Source organism: Pseudaminobacter salicylatoxidans (assembly GCF_003148475.1).
In the GTDB taxonomy this organism is placed as follows: domain Bacteria; phylum Pseudomonadota; class Alphaproteobacteria; order Rhizobiales; family Rhizobiaceae; genus Pseudaminobacter; species Pseudaminobacter salicylatoxidans.
Genome location: NZ_QGGG01000017.1, coordinates 55,379 through 75,647, shown reverse-complemented (window position 1 = coordinate 75,647; position 20,269 = coordinate 55,379). Strand labels below are relative to the sequence as shown.

Here is a 20,269-nt window from a genome sequence, read left to right as displayed (position 1 = left end):
TTCCTCCGTTAGAGCGAGATGACTTTGCCTAGACTCTCCATCTCGCTCTAAGTTTTGTTCTTGAAGCATGGTCTTGTCCGAAAAGTCTGCAACTTTTCAGGCCCATGCTCCAGCTATCTCACCTCGTAGCCGACTTCCTCCGACGCATGGCACAGCGCGGTCCAGAAGCTACGCGCGAAGGAGCGGAAGACGTAGAGGTCGAACTGCGTCGGCGCGGTGCGCTGGATTTGCGCGAAAATGTCGTGATGCACGGTCGAGCGGCCAGCACCGACCGGGAAGGCGGTTTGCGAAAAGTCGATGGCGAAGAATTTCGCCAGCACCCACTCGGCCTTCGGGCCGGCGATGCGGATCGCGGTGCGGCCGTGCGACAGGTCTGTGACGGTCCCGAGGGAAATGTCGACGGCCTTGATGAAGGCTTCCGCCAACCTTTCTTTCTCATCGACCACGAGGAACTTTCCGGGCGCGAAGCCGAAGGCGGCCTTGGCGTCGCCCGGCGCGCCGCCGCCCGCGCCATCCGGCAGCGTCAGGCCCGCCACTTTCCTGATGGCCGCGATGATGGCCTTTTCCTCTCCCGGCCACGCCGCGAGCTGAACGATTGAGCCCGGCATCGTCTCCGACAGATAGACGCCGACGCCGCCGGAAAAATTTCCGTGCGAGCCGGGTTTCCATACCAGCTTCAGCGGGGATTCCTGCTCAACCATGCATGCGGCTCCCTTCCGGGTCATAGAAATGGTGGGTGACGATCTCGACCTGGCCGAAACGCTTGCGCAGCGGATCGGACACGAAGGCGCGGGTGCCGCGACGGGCCTTGCCGTCCTTGACCAGCGCCAGCGCGATATATTTGCCGAGCGTTGGCGAATAGCACATGGCCGTGACATGGCCGATCGAGTCGCGCGGGCTGTCTTCGTGCAGCTCTTCGACGATATGCGCGCCGCCGTTCACCGGCCGATTGTCGAGCGGAACGATGCCGACGAGCTGCAGGCGGCCCTCGGCAACCAGCCCTTCACGGTCCATCATGACCGAGCCGATGAAAGGCTTTTTCTTCGACAGCATCCAGTCGAGATGCAGGTCGCGGGCGGTGGTGCGGCCGTCAATCTCCGCGCCGGTGACATGACCCTTTTCGATGCGCATGGTGCCGAGCGCTTCAAGTCCATAGGGCACGATGCCGAACGGCTTTCCGGCCTTCATCAGCACTTCCCACACATGGGCGCCGTGGCCCGCGCCGCAATAGACCTCGTAGGCCAGTTCTCCGGAGAAGGAGAGCCGGCAGATCATCACCGGCGCGCCGTCGATCTCGCCATGGACGATGCCCATGAAGGGCAGCGCCTGATTGTCCACCTTCGTGCCGGTCACGCAGGCCGCCAGCACCTCGCGCGACTTCGGCCCGGCGATTGCCGCACCCGCCCACTGGTCGGTCACGGAAGTGAGATGCACCTTGAGTTCCGGCCACACCACGTCGAGCAGATATTCCAGATGCTGCATCACCTTGCCGGCATTGGCCGTGGTGGTGGTCATCAGGAAGTCGTGCTGGCCGAGCCGCCATGTCGTGCCGTCGTCCAGCGCAAGCCCGTCCTCGCGCAACATCAGGCCATAGCGGGCCTTTGCGACCGGCAGGGTGGAGAACATGTTGGTGTAGACACGGTCGAGGAATTCGGCCGCATCCGGTCCCTGCACCGCGATCTTGCCGAGTGTCGAGACATCGACGAGGCCGACGCCCTCGCGCACGGTTTTCGTCTCGCGGATATAGGCCTGTTCCACCGTCTCGCCCGGCAGGCCGTAGATCATCGGCCGGTGCCAGAGGCCCGCGCCATACATGGCCGCGCCGTTTTCGACGTGCCAGTCGTGCATCGGCGTCAGCCGGTCGGGTTTGATCTCGCCGTAGCGTTCAGCAGCCAGCGAGCCGACCGAAACCGGCGCGAAGGGCGGTCGGAAACGCGTGGTACCGACTTCCGGGATCTGCTTGCCGAGCGCATCGGCCATGATGGCAAGGCCCGGCACGTTGGAATTCTTGCCCTGGTCGGTCGCCATGCCGAGCGTGGTGTAGCGCTTCAGGTGCTCGACCGAGACGAAACCTTCCTGATGGGCAAGGCGGACGTCGTCTGCCGTCACGTCGTGCTGGTGATCGACGAAGGCCTTGCCCTTGGACCTGACCTCCAGCACGGGGGCAGGCCTCGGGTCGAGCCCGTCTTCATCGACTGACGGTAAATCGGCGTCGACGGCGGGCGCACCTGTCGCCTTCAGGCCGGCGGCGTAGCCTTCCGCCAGCGCGGCAGCGGTGGCGAAGCTGCCGTTGAATCCGCCCGCGCCGACCCAGTTCTGCGTCGCCTGCGGCGGCAGGAAGGCCTGCAGATCGTCGCTCCAGACAGGGTTGAGTCCAGCCTGACTGGCAAGATGGATGGTCGGCGACCAGCCGCCGGACATCAGCAGGCAATCGGCCGGGATGTTGCGAGGGTCGCCCGAGAGCGCACCTGTGCGGGCATCGAACCGCTGCGCCTTGATGCCGCCAAGACGTTTGCCGCCTTCGGTGCCGATGACCGCGTGGCCGGTGAGATGCATGCCGCCGACCTTGCCGGCGATCTCCTGCGCTGCGTCTGAGACGTCGTCGCGCATATCGATGATTGCGACGATTTCGCCGCCGGCCTTTTTTAGCGCCAGGGCGGCACGATAGGCGCTGTCGTTGTTGGTGAAGATCGCGAGCTTGCGGCCCGGCATCACTCCGTACTGGTTGGCGTAGCGTTCGGCGGCGCCGGCCAGCATGACGCCCGGCCGGTCGTTGCCGGGGAACACAAGCGGCCGTTCCAGCGCACCGGTCGCCAGCACGACCGCGTTTGCGCGGATCGTCCAGTGGCGGTGGCGCGGCTCACCCTTGGCCGGGGCCAGCTTGTGGTCGGCCACGCGCTCAAGTGCTGCCAGGGTGTTGCTGTCGTAATAGCCCCAGACAGTGGTGCGCGGCAGCACACGGACATTTTCGAGGGCCTTGAGTTCGCGCACCGTTTCGGCCGCCCAGTCGGCCGCGGCCATGCCGTCGATCGTCTCGTCGGACCAGTTCGCGGAACCGCCCGGCATTGCGTCGAGGTCAGCGAGGACGACACGCGCACCCTGGTCCGCGGCCGCCCTGGCCGCCATCAGCCCGGTGGGACCTGCGCCCACCACGAGCACATCGCAGAAGGCGTTCATGCGCTCGTAACGCGACGGGTCTTTCTCCATGCCGGCGCGGCCGAGACCGGCGGCACGGCGGATGAAGTGTTCGCAGAACATCCAGAAGCGCGTGCCTTTCAGCGGGCCGATCACCGGTCCCATGAAGGTCTTGTAGTAAAAGCCGGCGCCCAGCAGCTTGCCGCCGAGTTGATTGACGGCCCGGACATCATATTCGAGCGACGGAAACCGGTTCTGGCTCTCGGCCATCAGCCCGTCATAGATCTCCAGCATGGTGGCGGGGATGTTGGGCTCGCGCACGGAGCCGCTCAGCACCGTCACCAGTGCGTTCGGCTCTTCCACGCCTGCCGTCAGCACGCCGCGCGGCCGGTGGTATTTGAATGAGCGACCGAACAGCGTGACGCCATTGGCAAGCAGCGCCGAGGCCAGCGTGTCACCGGCATGGCCGGTGTAGGACTTGCCGTCGAAGGTGAAGCGGATGGTGCGCAGACGGTCGATCCGTCCGCCGGATACGGCGCGACGCGGGCTCATGCCTGGGCTCCCGTCTTGCGGTGGCCGTCCGATTTGCGGTGTCCGGCGTCGCGCGCGAAGCCGACGCTGGAGATCGTATGAGTCAGCGTGTTGCGCGTGACCTTGAGATGCGCGCGGCAGCCACCGGAGTGCTGCCAGATTTCATGATGCTCGCCGCGCGGGTTCAGCCGGTCATAGATATAGGCGTTCCATGCCTCCTGGTCGGTGGAGGCAGGATCGGGACGCGTGCGGTTTCCGTCGCCCTGATAGGTGTATTCGGAGACGTCGCGCGGGCCGCAATAGGGGCAGGTAATCAGCATGAGCGGTACTCGCGCGAAATATGGAGGGGGGCAGCATAGAGCGCAGGCATGAAGCGGACTCCGGATCGCTAATGCAGGCGAGGGGTCGAGCCCACGCCCTTGTCGTCGATGAGAATGCCGCGGTGGAAGCGGTCGAGCGTGAAGGGTGCGTTGAGTTCGTGCGGCTCGTCCCTGGCGATGGTGTGGGCAAAGCACCAGCCGGAAGCGGGCGTTGCCTTGAAGCCGCCGTAGCACCAGCCGCAGTTGAGATACATGCCGGGCAGGGGGCCGGTCGTGATGATCGGCGAGCCGTCCATCGACATGTCGCAGACGCCGCCCCACGAGCGCAGCACGCGCACGCGGGCGAGGCTCGGGAAAAGCGCCAGCATTTCGCTGTTCACTTCCTCCACGATGGGCAGGTTGCCGCGCTGGGCGTAGCTGTTGTAGCCGTCGAGGTCGCCGCCATAGACGAGGCCGCCCTTGTCGGATTGGGAGACATAGAAATGGCCCATCCCGAAAGTGACGACGGTGTCGAGGAAGGGTTTTAGCGATTCCGACACGAAAGCCTGAAGCACATGGCTTTCGATAGGCATCCTGTCGATACCGGCCAGGTTCATCACATGCCCGGTCGAACCGGCAACGGCCACAGCCACTTTCTTCGCGCGGATTTCGCCGCGCGTGGTGGTGACGCCGACGACACGGTCGCCGTCCCTGATGAAGCCGGTGACTTCGCAATTCTCCAGAATGTCCACGCCGCGCCGGTCCGCGCCGCGCGCATAGCCCCATGCCACCGCATCGTGCCGGGCGGTGCCCGCGCGCCACTGCATCAGTCCGCCGGTGATCGGGAAACGCGCCGTACCCGAGATGTCGATGCCGGGCATCAGCCGTTTTATCTCGGCCGGGGCCATCAGTACGGAATCGGCGCCGGAATGGACGATGGCGTTGCCGCGGCGGGCGAGGTCGTCGAGCTGGGCGGGGGTATGCGCAAGGTTGAGCACACCGCGCTGCGAGAACATGACATTGTAGTTGAGGTCGTGGGAGAGGTTCTCCCATAGCTTCATCGAATGCTCATAGAAGCGGATGTTCTCGGGCAGCAGATAGTTGGAACGCACGGCGGTGGTGTTGCGCCCGACATTACCGGAACCCAGATAGCCTTTCTCCAGCACCGCGACATTGGTGATGCCGTGTTCCTTGGCGAGATAATAGGCGGTCGAAAGCCCGTGTCCGCCGCCCCCGATCACGATCACGTCGTAGGATGGTTTCGGGTCCGGCTTGCGCCAGGCCGGTTTCCAGTCGGGACTTCCCGAGAAAGCATTCCTCAGGAGCGAGAAGACCGAATATTCTGCCATTATTCCATGCCATCCGGTTCAGGTGATGGCGCACCCTATCGTGCAGGCAAGCGGGCCAGCGCGAAGAATGCGCCATTACCTTTCGTATGGCCGACTTCGACAGCGATCAAGCGGCTTGCCCCGTTGTCCCGCCGTCTTTATCACTGACGGCAGTTCAGAAGCCGGTTGTGATCCGTTGATTCAGAAGCGCCGTTCAATATCCGAAGCATTGCGTGATCTTGCAGCAATATGTCTTCTGGCCGCTCTTGTTGCAGGGTCGGCTCCTGCCGCTCACGCGCAGGAAAACGCTCCGGCCGCAACCGCACAGCCTGCACCTTCTGCCGCGCCCGCTGCCCGTGAGGCCGAGCCGCCGGCAGTCACGCCGTCCAGTTCACTTGTGGCGGAACAGCGCGAGAAGATCGACGCGCTCGCCAAGCAGGTCGATGGCATCGAAGCGAAGATGGATGCCGATACCGTCGATGATGTCGGTCTTGTCGAAATCCGCAGCCAGCTTGAAGCGATCGACAAGGCCTTGCTGAGCAATGGCGTGGCCTTCCGCCCCCGTCTCGGCGAGATCAATTCGCGCATAACCCAACTTGGTCCGCCGCCCGTAGAGGGGCAGCCGCCCGAGCCGGAGCTGGTGTCCAACGAACGCCGCGCGCTGACCAACGAGAAGGCCGAGATAAATGTCGTGCTCGGCAAGGCCGAGGATCTCTCGGTCCGCGTGAACGGGCTGCTGAACAAGATCTCGTCGCTGCGGCGCGACCTGTTCACCAGCATGCTCACCAAACGCTACCAGATCAGCGAGGCGTTCAACGGCGAAGTCGGTACGACCGTGCGGTCGGAATGGGGGCGTCTTTACTATGCGTTCTCGTCCTGGATGCGTTTTGTGGTCCAGTTCAAGTTCCGGGCGGTGCTGCTTGCCACCTTCTTCGCATTGCTGGCGGCGGCGGCTCTGCAGTTCGGCGGCAGGCGCATTTTCGGACGGCTTCTGACACCCGATCCCGGAATTGAGGAACCATCCTATCTCAGTCGCTTGTCAGTGTCTTTCTGGTCCACCCTGCTGCCCACGCTGGCCATGGGCGTGTTTCTTGCCGGTACGCTGGGGCTCTACACCTATTTCAACGTCCTGCGCGGCGACATCGGCCTGTTGATCAACGGTATATTCACGATCGTTTTCGTGGCCTTCTTCATCAACAGGCTGAGCAACGCCGCGCTCGCGCCGAAAACGCCCAACTGGCGGCTGATCCCGATCCAGACCCGCGCGGCGCGCCTGCTGGTCTGGCTGTTGACGGCGACGGCCGCCGTGGTCGGCCTCGACTCCTTCATGGGCGTTGTCAGCGAAACACTTGGCTCGCCGCTTTCAATCACCATCGTGAAGAGCCTGCTGGCCTCGTTGACGGTCGGCATTCTGCTGCTGCTGATCGGTTTGGTGCGCCCGCTTGCAGGGGAAGACGGAAGGCACAGGCCGTGGCCGGCAGCGATACGCTACCTGCTCTATGTGATAGGTGGCATCACCATCGTTTCGGCGCTGCTCGGCTATGTCAGCCTTGCGCAATTCGTTTCGAAGCAGGTGGTTGTTACGGGAGCCTTGCTGGCCACCGCCTATATCGGCTTCCTGTCGGCTCGCGCGGTTGCCGAGGAAGGCACCTTCGCGCAAACCGCAGTCGGACGCTGGCTGGCCCGTCGCTACAATCTGGACGAGACCTCGCTCGACCAGCTCGGGCTGGGGGCAAGCATTCTCATCTATGTGCTGGTCATCATCGTCTTCCTGCCATTCATCCTGTTCCAATGGGGGTTCCAGCCGGGCGATCTCGCCGGTTGGCTCAGCAAGCTGGCGACGGGATTCCAGGTCGGCACGTTCTCGTTTGCGCCATTTGCGATCATCACCGGCCTGATCGTCTTCGTCGTCGGATATTTCATCACTCGCTGGTTCCAGGGTTGGCTCGACGGCTCGGTGATGGCGCGCGGCAAGGTCGATGCCGGCGTGCGCAATTCCATCCGAACCGTCGTCGGCTATGCCGGCATTGCGCTCGCCGCGCTGATCGGCATTTCCGCGGCGGGCATAAACCTTTCCAGTCTCGCACTCGTCGCCGGCGGTCTTTCGCTCGGTATCGGTTTCGGTTTGCAGAACGTGGTGTCGAATTTCGTCTCCGGCCTCATCCTGCTTGCGGAACGCCCTTTCAAGGCGGGTGACTGGGTGGTGGCCGGCGCCGTTTCCGGGACGGTAAAGAAGATCAGTGTCCGCGCCACCGAGATCGAGACCTTCCAGCGCCAGACGGTCATCCTGCCCAATTCGGATCTGATCAACGCCGCCGTCGGTAACTGGACGCATCGCAACAAGCTCGGGCGCGTCGAAATACCGATCCACGTGGCTTACGGCTCTGACGCCAAGCGCGTACACGAAATCCTGCTCGAGATTGCACGCGGTCATCCGCTGGTGCTGAGAAATCCGGAGCCGTTCGTATGGTTCTCGGCTTTCGCCGAGTCCTCGTTGAATTTCGAGGTTCGGCTGTTTCTGGCTGACATCAACAACGGGCTATCCGTGCAGAACGACATCCGTTTCGCGATTCTGGAGGCCTTCCGGAAGGAAGGCATCGAAATTCCATATCCGCGTCGGGAGCTCAATCTGAAGTCCGCGGTGCCACCCAGTTGGCCGCTGGATGACGAGAAGGCAGAGGCGGAACACCACGAGCGCTTGCGCGCGCGCGCCGAGGCTGCGGCGCAGCCCGCACCCAAGCGGCGCAGGAAACCCGATCCGGCATGATTTGCGCAAAGCCGCGCATTTTTCGCATTGTGGCATGAACATGTCATTCAGTTGCCGTTCAGCTTGGAATATCTATAAGGTGCGTGCAAAAGGCGGGAACGCCTGCGGACGCAACAGAGGCGGTTAAGGCACCGATATTGTGATGAAGACACTTATTCTCGCGGGCCTCGCGTTTCTGGGCGCAAGTGGCGCCGTGCTGGCGGCGAGTGCGGTCAACAAGGATAGCGAGCCGCGCATGCTGATCGTCACCGAGGGCGGCAGTCGCTCGGAGCTGACGCTGGCGCCCGGCGAAACCGTTGAGTTCTGCTCGTCCGGATGCTTCGTCACCATGCCGAACGGCGACCGCGTGGCGCTGACCGGAAGCGAGGATGTGGAAATCTCGGGCGGAGTCGGCCGCGTCAGGTAGTGCACACAGCTAGGCGCTTTTCAGTGAGACGAAGCTTTGGTTCGGGCTCATGTTTTATTCCGAAAGGGCCGGTGGTATCCGGCCCTTTACCATTTCCGGTAGTCGCCTCTTAACGATGCCGGCCAAAACCGCCGGCATGGCAACACAGCTTAACCTTCCATAGTGTTCGCCGCTTTATACCACGACCCTATCAGGGTTGGGCTGACGAATTACCATGGATATACGCTCGCAGAATAAAGCGATACCGCTTGCCGTCGATCTGGACGGCACGCTCATTGCGGGTGATCTGTTATGGGAAGGGTTGTTCCTGCTTCTGCGCAAGAACCCGCTGTTCCTTTTCATGGTTCCGGTGTGGCTCCTGAAAGGGCCTGCGCGTCTGAAGCAGGCAATCGCCGCGCATGTCGACATCGATCCCGCCGCGCTTGCCTATCGCGAAGAGCTGCTGCAGCGCCTGCGTCGTGAGCGTGAGAACGGGCGCAGCGTCGTGCTTGCCACCGGTTCGCCACGCAAATTCGCCGATGCCGTCGCGGCGTATCTGGGCCTGTTCGACGCGGTAATGGCAACCGACGGGCTGGAGAACATGACGTCCGCGCGCAAGCGCGCCGCGCTTGTCGCGGCGTATGGCGATGGCGGCTTCGACTATGCCGGCAACAGCCGTCACGATCTGGCCGTCTTCGAGGCGGCCCGCACCACGCTGGTCGTCGCGCCAGACCGTCACGCCGCCCGCTGGCAGGCCGAGCATGGCTGCGAACTGATGGAGCATCCGAAAGCGGACCTGCGTGTGATCCTGAAAATGCTGCGCGCGCATCAATGGCTGAAGAATTCGCTGATTGCGGTGCCCATGGTGCTGGCGCACCAGTATCTGGATGAACGGATGCTGCTGGAATGCCTGCTGGCCTTCGTTTCCTTCAGCGCCGCCGCCTCGGCGATCTACATTCTCAACGACTTTTTCGACCTCGCGCTCGACAGGCGCCATCAGAGCAAGCGCAATCGGCCCTTTGCCAGTGGCATGCTGTCCATCCCCTTCGGCCTTGGCGCGATGACCGTTTTGCTTGCCGTCAGCATCATTGCCGCCTGCTTTCTGCCGGTGGCGTTCGCGGCGGTTCTGGTGGTCTATCTCATCATCACCACGGCCTATTCGCTGGTGGTCAAGCGCATGCTGCTGGTCGATGTGCTGACGCTGGCCGGTCTTTATACGATACGCATTCTTGCCGGCGCCGCGGCCACGGAGGTGGACGTGTCCTTCTGGCTGCTTGCCTTCTCGATCTTCTTCTTCCTGTCGCTGGCGCTGGTGAAGCGCTATGTCGAACTGCGCACCTCGGGACTGGAGCCGGGCGAGCGCATCGCCGGACGCGGCTATCGCACGGAAGATCAGGAGGTCATCGCCCAAGCGGGAATGGCCTCGGCCTTCAGCTCGGCACTGGTGCTGGCGCTCTATATCGACAGCGCGGCGGTGCGCGAGCTCTATCCGATGCCATGGATGGTCTGGCCGCTCGCGCCGATCGTGCTCTACCTCACCATGCGCGTGTGGATACTCGCGCGCCGCGACGAACTGCACGACGATCCGGTCGTCTTCATCATCCGCGACTGGCGTAGCCAACTCGTGGTCGCTGTCGGTGCGGTCATGCTCGTGCTTGCCGGGGTTATGGCATGAGTTCCGTCTACCGCAGCTTCGGCATGACAGTGCCAGCCACCGGCCGCGCCATCGCGCCGGCCGATGCGATCGCTATGATGAAGCAGGGCAAGGCCGGAAACGGCGCGCTTCTGGCCTATGGCAATGGCCGCTCCTATGGAGATACATGCCAGAATACGGCAGGCGGCGTCATCGACATGCGGACCATGAACCGCATTCTGGCGTTCGACCCTGGCAGTGGCGTGATGGAGGCCGAAGCCGGTGTCCTCCTTTCCGACGTCATCGCCCATGTCGCGCCGTATGGTTTCTTCCCACCGGTCGTTCCCGGCACGCAGTTCGTGACGCTCGGCGGCGCCATCGCCAACGACGTTCATGGCAAGAACCATCACCGGCGCGGCACTTTCGGTTGCCATGTGCTGTCGTTTTCGCTGCTGCGCTCCGACGGCCGCATCCACGAGTGCTCGGCGAACGAAAACCCGCATCTGTTTGCCGCCACCATCGGCGGAATGGGCCTTACCGGCATTGTCCTGTCTGCCCGGTTCACACTGATGAAGGTGCCGTCGCCGGACGTGACCGAGAACGCGGCGCGGTTTCGCGATCTGGCCGAATTCTTCGATCTTGCGGAAGCGGCCGACACCGCCAATGAATATGCGGTTGCGTGGATCGATCAACTCGCAAGGGGCAGGGCAAGCGGTCGCGGCCTGCTGATGACGGGCAACCATGCCGGGACCGGCTCGCGCGCTGCAACGTCCGCCGGTCCGCGACTGGCGGTTCCGTTCCAGCCGCCGGTCAATGTGCTCAACCGGCCTTTCCTGAAGCTTTTCAATGCCGCCTACCGCTGGAAGAAGGGCCGGGCTAGCGGGCCCCAGGATGCGACCTGCCAAAGCTTCTTCTTTCCGCTCGACGGCGTCCGTAACTGGAACCGGCTCTATGGCCCGAAAGGGCTTTTCCAGCACCAGATCGTCGTTCCGGAAGAAGCGGCGCGACGGGCGGTGCCTGCATTGCTGGCTGCCGCGCGCGCGGCGGGGCAGGGTTCTTTCCTCACCGTGTTGAAGCGTTTTGGCGGGCAGCGTTCGCCCGGCCTGCTTTCCTTTCCGCGTCCGGGCTACACGCTGACACTGGATTTTCCGAACCGCGGCGCGAGGACACGAGCGCTCCTCGATCGGCTCGATGCCATCACCGTCGAGGCTGGCGGGGCGGTCAATCCCTACAAGGACGCGCGCATGAGCGCGGATGTCTTCGAAGCCTCGTTTCCGCAGTGGCGTGAACTGGAGGCGCTGCGCGATCCGGCCTTCCTGTCGGATTTCTGGCGGCGCACCGCACTGAAACTGCCGGTCGAGCGACATGACCGCGCACGCGCGGCGGAATAAGGCCGTGGAACAGCCTCAGGTTGTTTTTGCGGTATTCGTTAAACTTGAAGTGAAAGTTTCACGAAATGTTTTCAGCTTGGGCCGTAAGGTCCTGAAGGGTGGTTGAACAGATGAAATACATTCCTTTCATACTTTTTACGGTCATGACCAACGCGGCCGCGCAGTTGATGCTGAAGCAAGGCATGATGTCGCTCGCGCCGATCTCCTTCGAAGGTGCCAACCCGGTGCTGAAGCTGTTGCTGATCATCTTCAGCCCGTGGGTTTTTGCCGGGCTGCTCACCTTCGTCATCTCGATGGCATCGCATCTTTACGTGCTGTCTAAGGTCGAACTCAGCTTCGCCTATCCGTTCCTCAGCCTCGCCTATGTGGCGGTGGCGGTCTTCGCCTATTTCATCTTTCGCGAGGACATCAACGCCTGGCGTATCGCCGGCATCGCCTTCATCTGCGTCGGCACCGTACTGATCGCGCAAAGCGGTCGTGGCCACGGCGCGGCCGAGGCGGCCTCGAAACCTGTACAAACCAGTGAGCTTGCGCAATGAGACACGTGATTTTTGGCGGCGACGGCTTTGTCGGTCGTCATCTCGCACCAAAACTTCTGGCCGATGGCGAGGAGGTGGTCGTCGCCGACATCGTGCGCGGCGACTTGCCCCACTATCGCAATGTGCGGTTCGTCCAGTGCGACGTGACGGACCCGGCCTCGATCGCCGCGCTCGATCTCAAGGCCGACGACATGGTCTACAACCTGTCGGCCAAGATGCTGTCGCCTATCCAGGTGCGCGCCAGGCGTCACGATTTCTTCTTCCCGGTGAACTATTACGGCACCGAGAACATCATAAAGGCGATGGACAAGGCCGGTGCGCCGAACCTCGTCCATTTCACCACGGACATGGTCTATGGCCACACCCTGGCCACGCCGATGACGGAGGACCATCCGGTCGCGCCGCTGGGCGAATATGGCCTGTCCAAGCTGAAGACCGAGGAGCTTGCCGCCGAGTGGCGCAAGCGCGGCATGAACATTTCACTGTTCCGTCCGCGTCTCATCATCGGCCCCGGCCGCCTCGGCATTCTGGAAAAACTGTTCAAGCTGATCGACTGGAACCTGCCGGTGCCGATGATCGGCTCGGGGCGCAACCCCTATCAGTTCATCTCGGTGTTCGACTGCGCCGAAGCGGCCCGGCTGGGCTGGAAGGCGGGCGTGCCGAACGAGGCCTACAATCTGGGCTCGCTCAATCCGCCGCCGGTGCGCAAGCTGCTCGGCGATCTGGTCAGACATGCGGGCTCCAGGTCGATCCTGCTGCCGACGCCGGGCTGGGCGGTCAAGCGCACGCTCGACCTGCTCGATCTGATGAACATGCCGATCATGGATCCGGAGCAGTATCTGATCGCGGACGAGGAGTGCGTGCTCGACGTGTCCAAGGGCGAGCGCGAGCTGGGCTGGGTGCCGCAGTATCGCGACGAGGACATGCTGATCGCCGCTTACAAGGAATATCGCGCCAAGAAGGACGGCCATGCCGTCGCCGCCAAAAGCGTCGCGGCCGAGTGAGCCACAGGAGACAGGTGAGATGACCGTCATGACCACGCCGAATGCCAGCGAAGCCCACGCCCGCGTGGCGGCCCCGACGATTTCGTCGAACGCGCTGCCCAAGCCTGAACTGATCACTGTCGAGGAAGCCAAGGCACTGGACGTGGCCCGCATGACGGACATGTTCAAGGCACATCTCAATCCCGGCCAGCTTCACTTCATGAAGCTGCTCGGCTTCCACAAGATCAAGGTCGAGCGCGCCGAAGGCATGTACTACATCGACCAGAACGGCCGGAAGATCCTCGATTTCTTCGGCGGCTTCGGTTCGCTGGCGCTCGGGCACAACCATCCTCGCATCGTGGCGGAACGGATGAAGTTCCAGGAGGAGAAGCGCCACGAGATCGCGATTGCCTTCATGTCCCAATATACGGCCGCCCTTGCGCACAATCTGGCGCAGATTTCGCCTGGCGATCTCGACATGGTGTTTCTCGGCTCGTCCGGTTCGGAAGCGATGGAAGCCGCCATCAAGCTGGCGGAACGGGTGGCCGGGCCGAAGCGTCCCAAGATCATCTATGCGGAAAACTCCTTCCACGGAAAGACCAAGGGCGTCCTTTCGATCACCGACGGCCAGCTTTACCGCGCCGAGTTCAAGGTGACCGACAACACGGTGCGCGTACCCTTCGGCGACATCGAAGCTATCGAGCGGACATTCAAATCAGACCCCGAGATTGGTGTCATCGTGCTGGAGACGATCCAGGGCGGTGGCGGCATCGTGCAGGCCGAGCCGCAATTCTGGCAGAAGCTGCGCGCGCTGTGCGACCAGTATGGCGTGCTGTGGGTTGCGGACGAGGTACAATGCGGCGTCGGCCGCTCGGGCCGTTTCTATGCCTTCGAGCACTACGGCGTGGTACCGGACATTACGGCGGTGGCGAAGTCGCTCGGCGGCGGCAAATCGGCCATGGCTGCGATGATCGCGCGGCGCGAGGTCTACATGAAGGCCTATGGCGTGCCGAAGACGGCGATGATCCACGCCGCGGCGACCTTCGGCGGAATCGGCGAAGCCTCGATCACGGCCATCGAGACCCTCAACGTGCTTTACGACGAAGGGCTGATCGACAACGCCGCGGCCACCGGCGATTACCTGCTGGAGCGGCTCAAGGCGTTGCAGGCGAAATATCCGAAGATCATCAAGGATGTTCGCGGCAAAGGCTTCATGGTCGGGCTGGAGTTCCAGGATTTCTCGCAGACCCTGCCGATGGTGCTGCGCCCGGTGGTCGGCATGCTGGACGACAAGCTGAAAGGGTCGCTGTCCGGCTTTGTCGGTGCGCTCCTGCTGCGCGACTACGATGTGCTGGTTGCCTTCACCGAATACAATCGCAACGTCATCCGTCTGCTGCCGCCACTGATCTGCCAGCGCGAGCATGTCGACAGGTTCGTGGATTCGCTGGACGCCCTTCTGGCGCGCGGCATTGTCGCGATCGTGAAGGATTTCGTCAAAAGCCAGATGACGTAGAAGGGAGGGGCGCTCCCGCCATCTCTTGGAGCATGATCCCGAAAGGTGGAAACCGGTTTTCGGAAAAGATCATGCTCAAACAATCAGATTCTAGCGTGCAGGCAGCTTGCCGGCCAGGCGCGGGTTGACGAAGGCGTCGTTGCAATCGTCGAGCCTGATGCGGCTATGCTGCTTCAGGCCCTCGCCATAGAGCTTCAGGAGCTGCGTGTTGGCGGTCGTCAGCGGACAGGTCGGCAGGATGGCGATGTCCACATTGCGGATCGCTTCCATTTCCGCGTTGTCGGTGGCGGGTACGGCGCGGTTCGGATCGGCGCCGATGGCCAGATGCATGGGGGCGGCTCGATCCATGAGCCACGGATATGGATTGATGAAGTTCAGGCTCATTATGGTGGCGAAGCGTATGCCGCTTTGCTTTTCCAGCTCGAGCAGGCTTCCGATCGTATGATCCATGCCGATGAGCTGGCCGAGCTGAAAGTCGGGGTCGGAGAAAAGGAGCGGCGAAGGCAGTTCCTTGATATATGCGAGGCGATCGAAGGTGTCGCGGTGTTCGGCAAGGAAGGGCATCATGCGCTGGGTGCGCTGCATAACCTCCGGCCGGGCATTCACCGCCCCGAGCGTCTTCAGGTGTTCGTGTGACAGGCTGGTATTGCGAAGCGCGCCGACATAGGCGCGCGCGGCCCGTTCACCGATGATCGTCAAAGGCGGCAGCACGCAGGCGCCGGCCAAGGCCAGCGTGGCGACCAGCATTTTCGGCGAGTCGGTCAGGCGGCCCGCGCGAAGCAGCACTGCAAGAACGGCAGGCCAGGCGAGGATCAGTGACTGGCTTCCGGTGTTCTGCGTTTCGAACAGGATGCCGGCAAACAGCACGACGACGAGCCACAACGCCTCATTGTCGAGCAAGCGGGCGATTGCGCGCAAAGTCTTCTCGCGCCACACGGCGCTCAGGTCTGCGGTTATGCGGTTGCGCTCGGCGAAGGCCACCGTCGCGGCGAGCAGAAGCCCGCTCATCAGCATGCCGAAATTGAGCGAGGCCGACTGGGCGAAACGCGGTGCCAGCGTCTCTTCGTTCATGCTGACCAGAGCCAGAATGTCGGAGATATAGTGCGACACCATTCCGGACGAGAGTTCGATGGCAGCCAGAACGGCAAGGAAACCGGCAGCCGCGGCGGCGGCATGGCGCAGCGAAATGCGACCTGCCACGAAGGCGAAGCAGCAAAGCAGCCCGCCGGCGACCGCGCCGGTGATCTTGCCGAAGAAAAGCGCGAGCATCGCCAGCATCACGACCAGCGCAAGCGTGCGCTGGCTGCGCATGAAGATCAATGCGGCTGCCAGAATGTAGAGGAGCTGGCTGGCCTGCCGGTTGTAGATGCCAAAACCATCGGAACCCGGAAACGGATAGAAGGAGCGGGTGTTGAAGGGCAGGATTGCAAAGACGAGAAACGGGATGAGCAGCGCGAAAGCTATGCCGCGCGACCTCCTGTCGACGTCTGTGACGACCAGCGCCAGCAAGGGCGCGGTGACGACGAGCCAGGACCAATGCACCAGCAAGGCCGGTTGGGCGTCGGGAAACAGCCCGACGGCGCCGGCAAAGACATAGTAGCCGAGCGGGCCGACCGGGGTGAAGAAATCGTTGATCGGGACCTGACCGTCCAGAATCCGGTTCGCCGCATCGAAATAGATGAACAGGTCCCAATACATCGGGCCGATCGGCACGGTCAGCGGCAGCAGAGCCAATCCTGCCAGAAGCGCGATTGCAATTGCGAGGACCAGCAGCGGCGACGTTGTAATCGCGCCGCGCGCGGTCCGCGCGTGTCCTGAAACTGTCGCCATGAGCCCCATCTCATTGCCCCGAAACCTGCCGCCCGGCAGGGATAATCACGCGGCAGGACCGTATTGTTGTCGGTCAGGGTTAACAAGCTGTCTATTTACGCTGGAATATGGACCGAAGGCGTCCGGGCATGGCCAGCCGCCGATGCGCCGAACCGAGCTGTCATAAGTCGCGCTGTTTCTCCGGCGTGTCGCAAACAGGCTGCAATTCGACCGGCCCGTCGCCCTATAGTCTCGCCGCAATACCATTTGGGAGTCGCGGTAAATGGCAGGGTTTCCGGAAAAGGCGAAAGTCGTCATCGTCGGGTTGGGAGGCATCGTGGGTGCTTCCGTCGCGCATCACCTGATCGAGCGCGGCTGGGATGATATCGTCGGCATCGACAAATCCGGCATTCCCACCGACATCGGTTCCACGGCGCATGCGTCGGACTTCTGCTACATGACCAGCCATGACAACCTGTCGTGCTGGACCTCGCTCTATTCGCTCGAGTTCTTCGAGAAGATGGGCCATTACGCCCGCGTCGGCGGTCTTGAGGTCGCTCGTGTCGGCGACGATGCCCGCATGGACGAGATCAAGCGCAAGGTCGCTTCGGCAAAGGCCTTCGGCACGCGTGCCCGACTGATCGAGCCTGCCGAAATCAAGGAAAAGTTCCCGCTCATCGAAGAGCATATGGTGCAGGGCGGCATGTGGGACCCGGATGCCGGTCTCGTCATCCCGCGCTCGCAGACCGTTGCCGGAAAGCTGGTCGATCAGGGCGTTGCCGCAGGCAAGCTTCTGGCTTTTGCCAACACGTCGGCAAAGTCGCTCATCATCGAGAACGGCCGCATCACGGGTGTCGTGACCGAGCGCGGCACGATCCATGCCGATTACGTCGTGGTGTGCGCGGGCCTCTGGGGCCGTCTGATCGCGGAAATGGCGGGTGAGGACCTGCCGGTCATGCCGGTCGACCATCCGCTCACTTTCTTTGGTCCCTATGAAGAATTCGCCGGCACCGGCAAGGAGATCGGCTGGCCGCTGCTGCGCGACCAGGGAAACTCCGCCTATATGCGCGACACCGGCGACCCGAAGACCGCCGAGGGCGGGCAGATCGAGTGGGGTTATTACGAGGAAACCAATCCGCGCCTCGTGCACCCGCGCGATCTCCTCGAAAAGGATCAGGCGCGGCTTTCGCCCTCGCAGCGCGACCTCGACATGGAGCAGATCCTCGAGCCACTGGAGCGTGCGATCGAGCTGACGCCGATCCTGGGCGAGCTTGGTTACAATGAGGGCCATTCCTTCAACGGCCTGTTGCAGGTGACGATCGACGGCGGCCCTTCCATCGGCGAAAGCCAGAAGGTGAGGGGGCTGTGGTACGCCGTCGGCATCTGGGTCAAGGATGGCCCCGGCATGGGCAAGCTCCTTGCCGACTGGATGACGGACGGCCGCACGGCGATCGATCATTCGAGGATAGATTATTCCCGCTACTATCCGTACCAGACCGAGGAGCAGCATATCTGGGAACGCTGCACCGAAACGGCGATGAAGATCTACAATCCGGCGGTGCATCCGCGCGAGCCCTTCTCCAAGGGCCGCAATGTGCGCCGCTCGCCCTTCTACGAGCGCGAAAAGGAACTCGGCGGCTATTTCATGGAGCTGGGCGGCTGGGAGCGCGCCCACGGCTATGCCGCCAATGAGCACCTGCTGGAGAAATACGGCAACCGCGTTCCGGTGCGCGAGAACGAGTGGGACAATCGCCACTTCTGGCGTGTCTCCAATGCCGAGCATCTGGCGCTCAGCGAAGATTGCGGCATCATCAACCTCTCGCACTTCGCCATGTATGACGTCGAGGGACCCGACCATGTCGAGCTGATGGAGTGGCTGTGCGCGGCCAAGGTCGGTGGCGACAACATGATCGGCAAGGGTATCTACACGCATTTCCTCGATGACGAGGGTATGGTGCGCGCCGACCTCACCGTCATTCGCATGGCCGACCGCTGCCGCGTCATCGACGGCGCGGACGCCGGCCCGCGCGACTTCAACTATATGAAGCGCGTGGCGCAGGACCGGGGGCTCGACGTCACCGTCACGGATGTGACGGAAAAATACGTCACCATCGGCATCTGGGGTCCGAATGCACGGGCCACGCTGCAGAAGGTCGTGGAGGCCCCGGAGGGGCTGGCGCCGGAAAACTTCCCCTTCGCCGCGATCAAGCCGATCAGGATCGGCGGCAAGGACGTAACTGCCTTCCGCATTTCCTATGTCGGCGAACAGGGCTGGGAACTGCATATGCGCTATGAGGACGGCCTTGCCGTCTGGGACGCGTTGCGCTCGACCGGCGTGATCGCCGTGGGCGTGGAAACCTATGCCAACAGCCGCCGCATGGAAAAGAGCCTGCGGTTGCAGAACGCGGACCTGCTCACCGAATACAACCTGTTCGAAGCCGACCTGGCCCGTCCGAAGGTCAAGGAAGCGGATTTTCGTGGCAAGGCGAAGCATGTGGAATACAAGGCGCGCGAGCGGCAGCCGGCCATGCTGTGCACGCTGGTGATGACCGAGCATGTCGATGCCAAGGGTGTGGCGCGTTATCCGGTCGGCATCATGCCGGTGATGGACCCCGAGACGGGCGAGACGCTGGTGGACGAACTCGGCCGCCGCTCCTACACGACCTCGGTCGCCTATGGTCCCACGGTCGGAAAGAACATCGCGCTCGCCTATCTGCCGAAGGACTACGCTCAGGAAGGCCGCAAGCTGACGGTGGAATATTTTGGCGAGACCTACCCGGTGGAGGTAGCCGGCGTCGGGTACAAGCCGCTGTACGACCCGGAAAACCTCAAGCCGCGAACCTGAGCGCCCGCGTTCAACCTCGCGAAAATGTGAATGCGAAAGGTCCGGCATCGTCCGGGCCTTTTCTTTTCAAGCGGTGTTTTTCCCCTAACCTTGACTCATGTCTCGACCGCACCGCGCCAGGCATGTCCTTTCAGGCAGCGTCGCCCTGACGCTGGCCCTTTTCCTCGCATCGCAAAGCGAGGCTGCCGAACAGGTCGATGTCGAACTGGTCCTGGCGGTTGATGTGTCGCTGTCTATGTCGCCCGCCGAACTGGAAATCCAGCGACGCGGCTATGCAGAGGCGCTGACCCACGACAATGTGCTGCAGGCTATCGCCGATGGTGCCTATGGCAAGATCGCCGTCACGTTCTTCGAATGGGCAGGGACAGACACGCAGCATGTGATCGTGCCCTGGACGGTCATCGCCAATCGCGCGGATGCGGTACGGGTGGCAGGGCAGCTTTCGGCGAACCCACCCAACAGTGCGCGCCGTACTTCTATTTCCGGCGCGCTGAACTTTGGCGCGGACCTGTTTGCTGAAAGCAGCTTCCAGTCCCCCCGGCGCGTCATCGATATTTCGGGCGACGGTCCCAACAATCACGGTGCGCCGGTCGAGGGCGTGCGCAATGCCGTGCTGCGGCAGGGTATCATCGTCAACGGACTGCCGCTGATGACCAATGGCGGCTACATCAGCGCTTATGACGTGCCGGACCTCGACCGTTACTATGCCGACTGTGTGATTGGCGGACCGGGCTCTTTCATGGTGCCGGTGAATGATTGGGGTCAGTTCCCCGAAGCCGTGCGCCGCAAACTGGTGCTGGAGCTTGCCGGCCCACTCTCACCGGCCTGGCGGGCCGAAGCAGGGAAGGAGGGGATGCCGGTGGTGTTTGCCCAGGCCAACCAGCCTTCCGATTGCATGGTTGGCGAGAAGATGTGGCGCGACCGGTCCTGGATGTGGGACAGCCGCTGAATTGCGCGGATCCGCTGGATTTTCCCGTTTTTTTTTGCTGCCGGTAGTGTCAATCCAATCTTAGCTGTCCGGTTCTAGACCGTGATACCGAAAAGAGTGAAGCTTTCTCGGACGACATCATGGTCTATCTAATTGATTTTGCCGCATGTGTGCGAGGCCAAG

14 protein-coding genes are annotated in these 20,269 nt (G+C 62.6%); 9 read left to right on the top strand and 5 right to left on the bottom strand.

What is annotated here, in order from left to right:
• Positions 1-113 precede the first annotated feature (113 nt).
• From soxG to C7441_RS19960, 4 genes are all read right to left on the bottom strand, one after another.
• On the bottom strand, positions 114-701 hold the full coding sequence (soxG, locus tag C7441_RS19975; RefSeq protein WP_109614370.1) for a sarcosine oxidase subunit gamma family protein: 588 nt from the start codon (positions 699-701) through the stop codon (positions 114-116).
• Positions 694-3,687, bottom strand: a complete 2,994-nt coding sequence (locus C7441_RS19970) for a sarcosine oxidase subunit alpha (RefSeq protein WP_109614369.1) — start codon at positions 3,685-3,687, stop codon at positions 694-696. The genes soxG and C7441_RS19970 overlap by 8 nt, the downstream gene beginning before the upstream one ends.
• The gene (locus tag C7441_RS19965) at positions 3,684-3,986 is read right to left on the bottom strand and encodes a sarcosine oxidase subunit delta family protein (protein ID WP_109614368.1); all 303 of its coding nucleotides are present in this window, start codon (positions 3,984-3,986) and stop codon (positions 3,684-3,686) included. Before C7441_RS19965 ends, C7441_RS19970 begins: the two co-directional genes overlap by 4 nt.
• A 68-nt stretch (positions 3,987-4,054) precedes the next feature.
• Positions 4,055-5,314: a sarcosine oxidase subunit beta family protein gene (locus C7441_RS19960; RefSeq protein ID WP_109614367.1), complete on the bottom strand. Its 1,260-nt coding sequence runs from the start codon at positions 5,312-5,314 to the stop codon at positions 4,055-4,057.
• A 196-nt stretch (positions 5,315-5,510) separates the two neighbouring features.
• Here C7441_RS19960 and C7441_RS19955 point away from each other — a divergent pair, with 196 nt between their 5' ends.
• The 7 genes from C7441_RS19955 to C7441_RS19925 all read left to right on the top strand — a co-directional run bounded on the left by C7441_RS19955 (position 5,511) and on the right by C7441_RS19925 (position 14,504).
• Positions 5,511-8,060 carry a mechanosensitive ion channel domain-containing protein gene (locus tag C7441_RS19955; RefSeq protein ID WP_425326603.1) on the top strand — a complete coding sequence of 850 codons (2,550 nt, stop codon included), beginning with the start codon at positions 5,511-5,513 and terminating at the stop codon, positions 8,058-8,060.
• 142 nt (positions 8,061-8,202) lie between these two features.
• Positions 8,203-8,466, top strand: a complete 264-nt coding sequence (locus C7441_RS19950; protein WP_109614365.1) for a hypothetical protein — start codon at positions 8,203-8,205, stop codon at positions 8,464-8,466.
• Between the two features lie 214 nt (positions 8,467-8,680).
• Positions 8,681-10,120 carry a UbiA family prenyltransferase gene (locus tag C7441_RS19945; RefSeq protein ID WP_109614364.1) on the top strand — a complete coding sequence of 480 codons (1,440 nt, stop codon included), beginning with the start codon at positions 8,681-8,683 and terminating at the stop codon, positions 10,118-10,120.
• Complete coding sequence (locus C7441_RS19940) at positions 10,117-11,469, top strand: FAD-binding oxidoreductase (RefSeq protein WP_109614363.1); 1,353 nt, start codon at positions 10,117-10,119, stop codon at positions 11,467-11,469. Before C7441_RS19945 ends, C7441_RS19940 begins: the two co-directional genes overlap by 4 nt.
• Positions 11,470-11,579: 110 nt before the next feature.
• Positions 11,580-12,008: an EamA family transporter gene (locus C7441_RS19935; protein ID WP_109614395.1), complete on the top strand. Its 429-nt coding sequence runs from the start codon at positions 11,580-11,582 to the stop codon at positions 12,006-12,008.
• The gene (locus tag C7441_RS19930) at positions 12,005-13,012 is read left to right on the top strand and encodes an NAD-dependent epimerase/dehydratase family protein (protein ID WP_019173493.1); all 1,008 of its coding nucleotides are present in this window, start codon (positions 12,005-12,007) and stop codon (positions 13,010-13,012) included. Before C7441_RS19935 ends, C7441_RS19930 begins: the two co-directional genes overlap by 4 nt.
• A 28-nt stretch (positions 13,013-13,040) precedes the next feature.
• On the top strand, positions 13,041-14,504 hold the full coding sequence (locus C7441_RS19925) for an aspartate aminotransferase family protein (protein ID WP_425326602.1): 1,464 nt from the start codon (positions 13,041-13,043) through the stop codon (positions 14,502-14,504).
• Positions 14,505-14,594: 90 nt separating this feature from the next.
• Here the strand turns inward: C7441_RS19925 and C7441_RS19920 are convergent, their stop codons facing one another.
• Positions 14,595-16,334, bottom strand: coding sequence for a hypothetical protein (locus tag C7441_RS19920; RefSeq protein WP_109614394.1), 1,740 nt, complete (start codon positions 16,332-16,334; stop codon positions 14,595-14,597).
• A 262-nt stretch (positions 16,335-16,596) separates the two neighbouring features.
• Here C7441_RS19920 and C7441_RS19915 point away from each other — a divergent pair, with 262 nt between their 5' ends.
• On the top strand, positions 16,597-19,158 hold the full coding sequence (locus tag C7441_RS19915; protein WP_109614361.1) for a GcvT family protein: 2,562 nt from the start codon (positions 16,597-16,599) through the stop codon (positions 19,156-19,158).
• Between the two features lie 97 nt (positions 19,159-19,255).
• Positions 19,256-20,107 (top strand): DUF1194 domain-containing protein, encoded by an 852-nt coding sequence (locus C7441_RS19910; protein WP_109614360.1) that lies wholly within the window; start codon positions 19,256-19,258, stop codon positions 20,105-20,107.
• Positions 20,108-20,269: the final 162 nt, after the last annotated feature.